Source organism: Flavobacteriaceae bacterium (assembly GCA_014075215.1).
Classification (GTDB): Bacteria; Bacteroidota; Bacteroidia; order Flavobacteriales; family Flavobacteriaceae; genus Polaribacter.
On the sequence record CP046177.1, the window covers coordinates 1,565,025 to 1,576,632 of the forward strand.

Here is an 11,608-nt window from a genome sequence, read left to right on the forward strand (position 1 = left end):
GAATATAATATCCATATTCATTGGATATTAAAAATAATGAAATCACACTAAAAAATTCAGTAATAAAGAAAATCTTAATAATTCCTTTTTTCAAATAGAGCTTTAATAAAAAAACATAAAAAGTCATATTTGTTATCATATACGCCAATTTTTAGAAATTCTTTTAAAAGAAACATAAAAAAAAGAAAGTAAAACTAAAAACATTATTAAAGAAATATAATTTGCTTTTCCCTCTAACAGAAAAACAACTAATGAGGTAAAAGGGTAATAAGTATAAAAAGTGAGGTTCAAAAATTGATTTGATAAAAGAGGGAATAATAAAATCATACTAAGCATATAAATTGCAGTATGAACACTCTTTTTACTTTCGTATAAATACTTTAAAATAACACAAATAAATACAATTATAAATGAATATAAGAAATAGACAATCACAAAGGTTGCTATTTTATAAATTGGAAGCTCATATAAGTAATAAATTAGACTAATAATAGAAACTATATTTAACAAATAAAAACTTAATTTAGAGATAATAAACCTAAAATCTGAATAAATATATATGTTAGGTTTAATAGGTAACACCCAAAAAGATTTTGATTCTCTGAAAGGGTAATTTTTTTTTCTTGAAAAAAAAATCATACAATACATTGAAATAATTGCCAAATGCCCTGAAAAGAGAATATAAAAATAATCATTATACTCTAGCCTCCTTAAATCCGCAAAAGCATTAATTAAATTAAACAACAGAGCAATTGCTATTAGTATATACTCAATATTTTTATATTTTTTATAATTCATTTTTTTGTGTAAAAACACCTCTGTAATTATTGTTTACAGAGGTGTAGTTTGAAAAATTACTCAGAACAAGCGTTAACAATACTTGCTACTGCAATTGCTTTAGCTGTAAAAGCAATTGCAAGTGCTGCCCAGCCAATTGGCCCTGATGCTGCAGCAACAATTAAGCCTGCGGTAGAGAGCATATAACCAGCACTACCCAAAGCAGCACCTGTTGCACAATCTCCTCCTTGAAACTTTTCCATTTGATTTAAATCTAATGTTTTCATAAAAAAAATTTAAGTTATGCCATTCAAATTAATTAAATTTTAGAAATTGTGAATGGCTTTATAGCAATCTCTAAAATGTTTTTATCTATAATGTTTTCTTTTTTTTCTTCATTTTTGATAGTTTGAGTGAGCAAGCCTTGTTGCCAACGGTGAGTATAAGAATAGTAGCGGATTTTGAAACACTAACTTTTCCGTTAAACACAGACCTTTATTATATTTACTCACTTTGGTTTTAGCGATTAAACCGCTATTATTTTTATACAATGTTGTAAGCTGCCTTATTATTCTTTCAAATTGTTTTCCAAAAACAACTAAAACCATAATAATTAATCTATCGTATTGGAATAATAGCCAGCCTCATGTTCAAAGAAATTATCGTAATATGAGTTAGCTGTGTTTTCTTCAATTAAATATGTAGGTCTAAGAATAAAATAGTGAAACTCTGGGTATATATATCTATTTAACCAATTAATTGTTTTGTTTTTATCCGACCATTTTATTAATGGTTTCTGATAGTAGGTATTAAAAATGGTAAAATCGTTATTTTGGTATTGATGAATAATCTCGTGGCTAACTAATTTAATATCATTTTTAAATTCATTTTCAAAAACAATATAACCAGGGTAAGTTGATGCTTCTATATCTATGTTTTCTTTATCATTGATTAATGGGGTATTAAAAATAAATTCACCAGTTCTTAGCGAATTTTGAAGATTGAAGTCATACCTGAAAAAAGCATCTGCAGTATAAATTAAAGAAACTGGCATAACTTTATAACTGACTGAAAATTTATCTATTGTGTTAAATTCTATTCTGTTAAAGCCTATATTAATGTGCCATTTTACCCATAAATCTCTATTCATTGATGCATTCTCTTTGATTGACGTACCAGCTGCATTTACCAATTTTGCAACCCAAAAATATTCCCATTTTTCTTGTTGTTGAGCTTCACGCAATATTCTTTTACTTTCAAAAGTAATATAACCACCCAATGCTCCTTGCCAAAGTGATTTTTTTATAACTTTCCCAAGGGGTTCATTAGGTTTTTTATTAATTATTGCACCAACTGTACTAAATACAGCACTAAAACCAATATTGTAAATTGCAGCTTCTGTGTCGTTTGACTGCCCTTTTAATGGTAATGAACTAATGATAATAACCAGTAAAGTAATCAATAATGTTTTCTTACTTTTCATATTCGATTTAGTATTTGTTGGTAGATTGAATTTTTTGGATTGATATTTATTTTTATGTTTTCTATTTCAGAGTTAAGTATTTTTGTTATTTCTCCTTTTTCATTTAAAATGCAAGAAGTTCCTTGGTTTGAACATTTTAATATTTGTTTTTGTGTTTCTATTGCACGAAGGCGTACTATGTTAAGATATTGTTTTTTTCCGTAACGAGAGCCGTTCATAAATTCCTCACTAGCACACAATATTATAAAGTTGCTATTGGTAGCTAAATTTGCTGTAAAGCTAGAAAATATTGACTCATAACAAACTAAGGGTGTGAAACCTTCTTGTTTTTTTATTATTTGTGTATAGTCTTGTTTGTTTTTATTGTAGTAGGATTTGACTTTAAATATTTTCTCAATAAAAGTAGGTGTATATTCCCTCATAGGTACGAATTTTTGTTTTACTCTGAAAACTGTATTCTTTTGCTTTTTTACTACAATGGTATTATAAAGGTTATATTTTGACTTTAGTTCTTGACCATAAACAATGATTGATTTAGGGTTTTTGTTGAGATATTTATCAAAATAAAAATTACTTTTTTTTTGTGCGGATGAATAAATATTTGCCGATGATAAAAAAACTTCAGGGCAGACAATTAATTGTTCAACATTTTGTCCTGTTAATTTACTATACAACCTTTTTGTTTTTACAAAGTTACTTTCATTATTTCTACTTGGTAAATAAGTGGTAATTTGTACTGGTTGTTCTAATGTTGTCTGTTTGGAACTATACATACAAAGTGATATTACACAAGGTAATATTAAAATGACAACAGGGACAATGATTTTCTCTCTTTGTTTAATGTTTTTGCATTTTATTTGAGAGAAAAGCATACCTAAAATTAAAATCCATAAACTCCCTAAATAAACGCCAAATACAGAGTACCATTGAACTAAATAGTACACATTTCCCATTGAATTGCCAAGTGTTAGCCATGGCCAAGAAAAACTCCAATGAGTATGTAAAATTTCAAAAATTAGCCATAAAACTATGAATACGTAAGGGAAGTACTTTTGTTTTTTGAATACAATTAGATAGGTTAAAAATACGGGGATTTGCATTACTACGGAATTGCCTAGTATTGCCATTAATCCCTCCCACCACGAGACCTGAAAAAGCCAAAATGTTGTAGATAAATTGAAAAAAAAGTTAAGAACAAAGGTTTGTAATAAAAAGACATACCACTTTTTGCAAAATGAAGAATGAATAATATTAATATAGAGAGTAAAAGCTATAATGAACAACAACCCGAAATAATTCCACGAAAAAAAACATAGAATAACGAAAAGTAGTATTTTGTAAACGAATTTCATAAAATAAAAAAGGTGCTCTTCTTCTCAGAAATAGCACCTCTTTAAATAATTTAGACTATTTTACTATTTGTAAGTCTGCTCTAGATACTGTTAAACCTGCCAAAGAATAATCACTACCACTATCATCCGTTGCAATGTTGTAACCTGCTCTACCAACATAAAAAGTTAACATAGAATTTGAAGGAAATTCGGCTAAATCTTGCGCTGTAATAGTATATGTACCACTATCAGCTAAAGTTACTCCCTTTAAAAGTCTATCTGACTTTTGAGATACGATGCTTTCTTCTAACTGAGAAAGTGGATTGTACTCTAAGCCAATTACTACACCATTTTCATTTTGACTGTCAAAATTCCATGATATTTGACTTCCCACGACAATTTTTCCATTACTAAGTCCAGCAAATTGAGCATTAATTAAATTTGGTATATAAACGCTTTCAATATTACTATCATTTGATGAACTTGAGTTTCTTGATGCTATTATTTGTTCAGGTGTAACATCAACTGAAAATTGATTTCCAAAAACTGTTGACATGTCTTCTAAGTTTACATTTGAGTAGCTTTTGTTTGCAGTTTCCGAATACTGATAATTGGTAAAACTAACTGTGTTTTCATCTACTTTTAAAGCTAAAGGCTGTTTATTTCCATTAATACTTGATGATGCCATAAAAGCTTCGTTTGAAAGAGGTGTTTTAACACTTTGTACAATTACACTTCCATTTGTTTCTGTGTTTAAAAATTCAAAATAATCTTCAAATGAAGCTACTTTACTTTCGGTAATTTCTTCTGTTTGAATACTATTATCATCTGAACATGAAGTTATGAACATAGCTAATAAAGCTATTAATGCGATATTTATTTTATTTTTCATTTTACTTGTTTTTAACAGTTATCTACTCTATTTAATTGCCATGTTGAAATACTTATTATACTTGTTGGTGAGTAATTTCCTTGATGTACCCACATGGCTCTTTTGTACGCATTACTACCATTGTACCAAGGACCGCAACCCTCGTGTAAATCAATTGTAATGGTAAAATTGCCGTTTTCTGGAATTTCAATGTTCATAGTACTATCGTAATTATTTCCATCATTACTACTATCCCAAACATATGTTTTTGTACCACCATTACCATATCCGGAACAACCTGTAGCTGTTATTGTAATATGACAATAACTCTGATTAATATTCTGATACAAGCTAGAAGGACTTGTTGCTTGTTGTCCATTTAAAATATTACCAACAGGCATGAAATTTCCCCATGCAGGATTTCGGTTAGGTAAGCTACTCACATTGATATTACCTTGGAATAGTACTAAGGGAATTGTTCTTGTATCACAAGATGTACCACCACCTCCGCCTCCGCCTTTTCCTCCACCTTTTCCTCCGCCACTTGACATAAGGATAACTGAAAATAAAGGAAGCATAATGATAAATGTTACTTTTTTAAAAAACTTATTTTTCATTTTTAAAGTATTATTAAATTAATAAATCTACTACTTGTAATTACAACATTTTTTAAAGTGAGTAGTCAAACTTTTCAAAAGTCGCATAAAATAAGGTGGTTAGCCTTTCAATATATTTGTTTCATTTAACCGTTGTGTTGTTAGAGGTTGCTTACAACGGTTTGGCTATGAGTAGTTGCGTGGTTGAAACTTATTTTTGAAAATAAGTACTTACCCATAAAATTTGCAATGATTTCATAGGTAAGTATTTTAAGCAATTACTTATAGCCTTTGTTATGAGCTTTTTCTTTATTGTTTATTAGTGGTGTCCGGGGAAATTTTCAAAATCATACTATTGCTACAAGAAAACACCCCTATAATCCCCTCAAGGGGATATTCGGTCGAGTCTCCCCTTGAGGGGAGAAACAGAGGGGTGTATTTCATAGTATCATAAAAATCGGCCAAATTTGGACATATAGCTGTTCTTTTTTATAATTTCAAATTTTCCCGGACGCCAGTGATTATTTATCTAATGCTTTACTGTCAGAAGAATACTTGCACATTGTAGAATTATCATTTGGTCCATAATTATAATTTGTTTCAATGTATGAACCTCTATCTCCGCGAAGAATGATATTTACTTTACTCGAGCTGTTCGGATAGTGATTGTCTCCATCACCATCATACCAGTGATCTTTATTCAGATTATATTTATACCTTGCCCCATCAGGAGCCTCTAATTCTAAAATAAATTTATCGAAATCGCTATTAACTTCTGCTACAATAGATGATTCAGCAGGTATGTTTATAGAATTAAAGTTGTAAGGAGAGCCTTCAATTAATTTCATATCGACTCCTAAAGCATTAATAATTGTTAATTTACCCATTTTTTTTAATTTCTAAGTTGTTCCTACTCGTAGGCTTTTCGGAATACGCCCTGTTTTTTTGAATGGTTTCTATTCTCCATTGTGTTTTTCTCTTTTGTCACGTTGGGTGTTCAACCCTTTGGCTTTCGCAGAACATATATTATGTTTTAATTGCTCATAACGGCTAGTATATGAAAAGTAGCGCTGTTGAAAAGCGACAACTTTCGGATTAAACACAAGCCGAATTTTTAAATTTACTAATTATTTTTGTTTTTGGAAATTTGTCAAATTTAAAAATTTGGTAACTTTCCAAAAATACCCGAACTTTGTTATTAGTAAAGACTCGCGCTATTTTTTATATACATTGTTACCCACAGGCTTTTTCGCAATGTTATTCATTCCGATAACTTATTTCACGTTCTCTTATTGATGTTAATATGTCATTTCTAAATGTAACTTCTTTAATCCAATTTTCATTATTATTGAAGTCATATTCCTTGATTTCCGAGCTATATACTTTCCCACCTGAATAATTTAATTCAACTGATTTTATCATTAAATCGCTTTTGTATTCATAGGTAGTTTTAGAAAATAATTTTCCATTTACATTAGTTATTTTTCTTTCGATTAGATTTCCAGTTTCATTGTATCTGAAATCTGTTTGAAAACCTTTTTTATAATTATTTACGGACTTTTTTCTTAAAATTCTGCCAGCAGAATCGTATTTGTAAGTTGTCGTTGTTTTCACGCCATACGAATCACTAAATATTTCATTTCCTTTTAAGTCAAATTTGTAATTATCGTCTTTGTATAAATTTCCGTTTCCAAAAAATTCTTTTCTATTAATAACCAGATTTTGGTCGTTGATTTTGAATTTTATTATTCGGTCAACTTCTACACCATCATATTTGAAAACATAATTTGTAATTAAATTATCTTTATAACTAAAAGTCTCTTTGTGTTCGGTTGAGCCTTGATTATTGATAAGGCTTTTAACTTTACCGTTTTCGTTATACTCAAATTTAAATGTATTAGAACCAACTAAATATTCGTAGTCCTTAAATTCTAATACGTTTCCATTTTTGTCATATTCAGAATATGTGTGTTCTTCTAAAAGTTTTTGTTTTGCGTTTTCATCTAAATCATTGAAAATAGGACTTCCTTTATAACCTTTTAGTTCGATGCTTAAAATATCCGAGTATGTATCTGAACTTTCGTTGTCATAATTTCCGCATTGGTCGCAAAAGTTTATTTGACCTTGATTCCGATTATTTATGAATTCACTTTGCGAATAAACACAGGTTGAAATCATTAAAGCAATAAGTAATTTAAAATTCACGATATTTTTTTTAGCTGTCTCGTCCTGTCTCGTCCTAAAATAGGGCTACAGTTAATTATTAAAATTTATGCTACATTTTTGTGCACGTAATTAGGTGTTTTATAATCTAAAGATAAATGTAATCTTTTATTATTATATAATTTGATTGCATTTTTTGTTGCTTTTTTGGCGTGATTGATATTTGTAAATGTTTGGTCGAGGAAGAATTCATCTTTTAAAATTCCGTTAACTCTTTCGGCCATTGCGTTTTCGTAGCAATGATTTTCTTGGGTCATACTGATTTGTATCTTTTTTCTTTTCAAAATTTGAGTATAAACATTGCTACAATATTGTATTCCTCTATCAGAATGATGTATGATTTCTTCGGTATTTTTAGTTTGATAAATAGCTTTATTTAAAGCTCTAACACAGCCTTTAAGTTCTAAACTATCACTAATATCATAGCCTACTATTTTTCTTGAATACATATCAGTAATAAGTGCTAAATAACAAAATCCATTTATAGTTCTTATATAGGTAATATCCGAAGCCCAAACTTGGTTAGGTCTATTAATGATCAGGTCTTTTATGATATTTTTATATTTATAAAAACGATGGTAAGAGTTGGTTGTTTTAGAAGAATATTTTTTCCTTCTAATTAACAAATTATTTTCTTTTAAGATTCTAAATAACTGGTCTCTACCTATATTTATATTCTGTTTCCTAAAATCATTATGTAAGGATTTCATTAGCTTTCTAGTACCTTCTCTGGGTAATGTTTTCCTGCTTTTTTTAACAAGCATTATTACATTTTGTTCTATTTGTTTTTTAAGAACAAACCTTTTTTGATATTTGTAATAAGCATCTCTTTTTAACTCGAAAGCATTACAAATAGTAGCGATGGCGTACCTTCTTTTTTTTCTATTAATCGGTGCTATTTTCATTAAGGCTTTATGTTTAAGTTTTTTTTTAATTCTTCAACATTTTTATAGCCAAGATTTTCAGCAGCTACTTCAAGATAACTATCATTCACAAGTTTATCTAGATCCTTTTTAATAAGAAGATCTTTGAGTTGTTTTAGCTCTTTTTGAAGGGCTTTAATACGGGATAATTCGTCGTCTGTTTGCACGGTTACACGGGTGTTCATTAAATCTTTACGGTCATATTTTTTAATCCATACGTTTATCGTACTAGATTGTATGCCGTAAGTTAAGGCAATTTGTCTTTTGGAATGGTTTCCTTTGGTAAGTTCTGCTAATACTTTGAGTTTAAAACTCTCACTATAACGTCTTACATATCCATCATTTTTATACATATACTTGTTGTTTTTTGTATACATATTTCAGGACGGGTCAAAATTACACACAACGATTTAGTATATGAAAAGTAGCGGACTTAAAAGCACTAACTTTTCAGTTTATTACCAATGCTAAATTTACAAAACCAACTTTAAATGAGGCACTTAAATCGCTATTTTTTATATACCGTGTTGGCATGAGTAATTTTTATTCAGATTGTTTTGTCGTAATTCCAAAATGTGCTATAGTTTTGTCCTCCTTTTTTGGAGTTAAAGGAACCCAAATATTTTTTTTAAATTCTAGTGATGTTAGCACTGCATAATGTGAATTATTATTATCTGTTAGTTTACTATAACCAAAACCTAAGTTTTTTGTATTGCCTACCCATTCTAACGCTACAAATATTCCTTCTTTTGGAAAATTAATATTTTTATCCGTTATATCAATTGATAAAATTTTATTTTTCTCATTAATATCTATTACAATATTTTCGTTTAATATTTCCTTATTCGGATTTTTTGTTAATTTATTAACGCTTAATAAATGTGGTCTTACAGTTGATAACTCATTTCCAAATTTTTTTATTCTATAATGTAAATGTGTTATATATTCATTCTTTTTATTTTCATTCGGAATATACATTGCAACTATAACTCTATTCAAAGCAGAACGAATAAATTTCCCGTTTTTCTTGAAATAACCATATTCTATTTTTTTATTGCTTAAAGTTATTTCTTTTAAAGTAATTATTTTAGTATTTAAAAAAATAGTGTCTTTAATTTTACTAACAGATAGTATTTTGTCTTCAAAACCTAGTACACTAATTAACAAGCTATCAGTTACATTATTGTTAATTAAAAATATTCCTTTATCATCTGAAAAAGTACCTTTTTTAGATTTTAAAAATTTAATATTTGCGTACGATATAGGCTTGTTATTTTCAGAGTTCAATATTTTGATTTCTTTTTCTTGAGCACTTACTATAAAAATTTTTAATATTAATGAAAGTGATATTATTTTTTTCATATTAAAGTTTTTTAACCCTCACTTTATTTTTTATAAAGTGAGGATTGGTTTATTATTAAAACGTATTAACAACCACTACAATCAATTGTTAATGATGTTAATTCTGAACTAGTTTCAATCCAAAAAACATAGTATGAAGTGTAACAAACTGTTGTAGTACAACAGCTACCTCCATTACCATAGGATTCTACACAGTTTGTTTCTGAACCCCAAAATCTTCTCATAGATTCATCTGGGTTACTAGATTTAAAAGACATTAAACCTAAAGCAAAGAATACAAGTAAAAATGTTATTCTTGCAGGTTTATTAAAAAGTGATTTCATATTTATTTCATTTTTAAATTACTAAACATTTTGGGTTTTATGAAAAACTTAAATTTTCTGAGAGGCTTTTTCTCCCAAAACATTACTTTTGCAATCCTCATATTTGATTAATTTTGTTTACTTCATAAGCAAATCCGTTTTTAGTTAATATTTCTGCAATTATTTTCTTTAATCTTTTTTCGAATAGAGGTTTTTTCGTTCCTCTTTATGTCTCGTCCTAAAATAGGGCTACAGTTAATTATTAAAATTTATGCTACATTTTTGTGCACGTAATTAGGTGTTTTATAATCTAAAGATAAATGTAATCTTTTATTATTATATAATTTGATTGCATTTTTTGTTGCTTTTTTGGCGTGATTGATATTTGTAAATGTTTGGTCGAGGAAGAATTCATCTTTTAAAATTCCGTTAACTCTTTCGGCCATTGCGTTTTCGTAGCAATGATTTTCTTGGGTCATACTGATTTGTATCTTTTTTCTTTTCAAAATTTGAGTATAAACATTGCTACAATATTGTATTCCTCTATCAGAATGATGTATGATTTCTTCGGTATTTTTAGTTTGATAAATAGCTTTATTTAAAGCTCTAACACAGCCTTTAAGTTCTAAACTATCACTAATATCATAGCCTACTATTTTTCTTGAATACATATCAGTAATAAGTGCTAAATAACAAAATCCATTTATAGTTCTTATATAGGTAATATCCGAAGCCCAAACTTGGTTAGGTCTATTAATGATCAGGTCTTTTATGATATTTTTATATTTATAAAAACGATGGTAAGAGTTGGTTGTTTTAGAAGAATATTTTTTCCTTCTAATTAACAAATTATTTTCTTTTAAGATTCTAAATAACTGGTCTCTACCTATATTTATATTCTGTTTCCTAAAATCATTATGTAAGGATTTCATTAGCTTTCTAGTACCTTCTCTGGGTAATGTTTTCCTGCTTTTTTTAACAAGCATTATTACATTTTGTTCTATTTGTTTTTTAAGAACAAACCTTTTTTGATATTTGTAATAAGCATCTCTTTTTAACTCGAAAGCATTACAAATAGTAGCGATGGCGTACCTTCTTTTTTTTCTATTAATCGGTGCTATTTTCATTAAGGCTTTATGTTTAAGTTTTTTTTTAATTCTTCAACATTTTTATAGCCAAGATTTTCAGCAGCTACTTCAAGATAACTATCATTCACAAGTTTATCTAGATCCTTTTTAATAAGAAGATCTTTGAGTTGTTTTAGCTCTTTTTGAAGGGCTTTAATACGGGATAATTCGTCGTCTGTTTGCACGGTTACACGGGTGTTCATTAAATCTTTACGGTCATATTTTTTAATCCATACGTTTATCGTACTAGATTGTATGCCGTAAGTTAAGGCAATTTGTCTTTTGGAATGGTTTCCTTTGGTAAGTTCTGCTAATACTTTGAGTTTAAAACTCTCACTATAACGTCTTACATATCCATCATTTTTATACATATACTTGTTGTTTTTTGTATACATATTTCAGGACGGGTCATTATTCGTGCCAACGGTCTTGTATATGAAAAGTAGCGGGTTTTTAAGCACTAACTTTTCGGATTGACACAGACCTTTATTTTATTATTTATCTTTCGTTTAAGCACTTAAACCGCTATTTTTTATATACGTTGTTGTGTTTTCGTACTTTTTTCCGCAAACTTGCTAGCGTTGGCAAAGACATACTCTTTTGCAATTTTTGG

14 protein-coding genes are annotated in these 11,608 nt (G+C 28.6%); all 14 read right to left on the minus strand.

The window, feature by feature from the left end; all coding sequences use genetic code 11:
* Nucleotides 1-135: 135 nt before the first annotated feature.
* Nucleotides 136-798 carry a hypothetical protein gene (locus GKR88_07850; GenBank protein ID QMU64209.1) on the minus strand — a complete coding sequence of 221 codons (663 nt, stop codon included), beginning with the start codon at nt 796-798 and terminating at the stop codon, nt 136-138.
* Between the two features lie 56 nt (nt 799-854).
* On the minus strand, nt 855-1,064 hold the full coding sequence (locus tag GKR88_07855; GenBank protein ID QMU64210.1) for a hypothetical protein: 210 nt from the start codon (nt 1,062-1,064) through the stop codon (nt 855-857).
* 326 nt (nt 1,065-1,390) lie between these two features.
* On the minus strand, nt 1,391-2,260 hold the full coding sequence (locus tag GKR88_07860) for a hypothetical protein (GenBank protein ID QMU64211.1): 870 nt from the start codon (nt 2,258-2,260) through the stop codon (nt 1,391-1,393).
* Nucleotides 2,257-3,612, minus strand: a complete 1,356-nt coding sequence (lnt, locus tag GKR88_07865; protein QMU64212.1) for an apolipoprotein N-acyltransferase — start codon at nt 3,610-3,612, stop codon at nt 2,257-2,259. Before lnt ends, GKR88_07860 begins: the two co-directional genes overlap by 4 nt.
* Nucleotides 3,613-3,667: 55 nt before the next feature.
* Nucleotides 3,668-4,483, minus strand: coding sequence for a hypothetical protein (locus GKR88_07870; GenBank protein ID QMU64213.1), 816 nt, complete (start codon nt 4,481-4,483; stop codon nt 3,668-3,670).
* An 11-nt stretch (nt 4,484-4,494) separates the two neighbouring features.
* Nucleotides 4,495-5,079, minus strand: a complete 585-nt coding sequence (locus GKR88_07875; GenBank protein ID QMU64214.1) for a hypothetical protein — start codon at nt 5,077-5,079, stop codon at nt 4,495-4,497.
* Nucleotides 5,080-5,579: 500 nt separating this feature from the next.
* A complete protein-coding gene (locus GKR88_07880; protein ID QMU64215.1) occupies nt 5,580-5,945 on the minus strand; it encodes a hypothetical protein in 366 nt (121 codons plus the stop codon).
* Between the two features lie 370 nt (nt 5,946-6,315).
* Complete coding sequence (locus tag GKR88_07885) at nt 6,316-7,263, minus strand: hypothetical protein (protein QMU64216.1); 948 nt, start codon at nt 7,261-7,263, stop codon at nt 6,316-6,318.
* A 65-nt stretch (nt 7,264-7,328) separates the two neighbouring features.
* Complete coding sequence (locus tag GKR88_07890; GenBank protein QMU64217.1) at nt 7,329-8,186, minus strand: IS3 family transposase; 858 nt, start codon at nt 8,184-8,186, stop codon at nt 7,329-7,331.
* On the minus strand, nt 8,186-8,557 hold the full coding sequence (locus GKR88_07895) for a transposase (protein QMU64218.1): 372 nt from the start codon (nt 8,555-8,557) through the stop codon (nt 8,186-8,188). Before GKR88_07895 ends, GKR88_07890 begins: the two co-directional genes overlap by 1 nt.
* 190 nt (nt 8,558-8,747) lie before the next feature.
* On the minus strand, nt 8,748-9,566 hold the full coding sequence (locus GKR88_07900) for a hypothetical protein (GenBank protein QMU64219.1): 819 nt from the start codon (nt 9,564-9,566) through the stop codon (nt 8,748-8,750).
* A 65-nt stretch (nt 9,567-9,631) separates the two neighbouring features.
* Nucleotides 9,632-9,889, minus strand: a complete 258-nt coding sequence (locus tag GKR88_07905) for a hypothetical protein (GenBank protein ID QMU64220.1) — start codon at nt 9,887-9,889, stop codon at nt 9,632-9,634.
* A gap of 248 nt (nt 9,890-10,137) precedes the next feature.
* Nucleotides 10,138-10,995: an IS3 family transposase gene (locus GKR88_07910; protein QMU64221.1), complete on the minus strand. Its 858-nt coding sequence runs from the start codon at nt 10,993-10,995 to the stop codon at nt 10,138-10,140.
* Nucleotides 10,995-11,366: a transposase gene (locus GKR88_07915; protein ID QMU64222.1), complete on the minus strand. Its 372-nt coding sequence runs from the start codon at nt 11,364-11,366 to the stop codon at nt 10,995-10,997. Before GKR88_07915 ends, GKR88_07910 begins: the two co-directional genes overlap by 1 nt.
* Between the last annotated feature and the right edge of the window lie 242 nt (nt 11,367-11,608).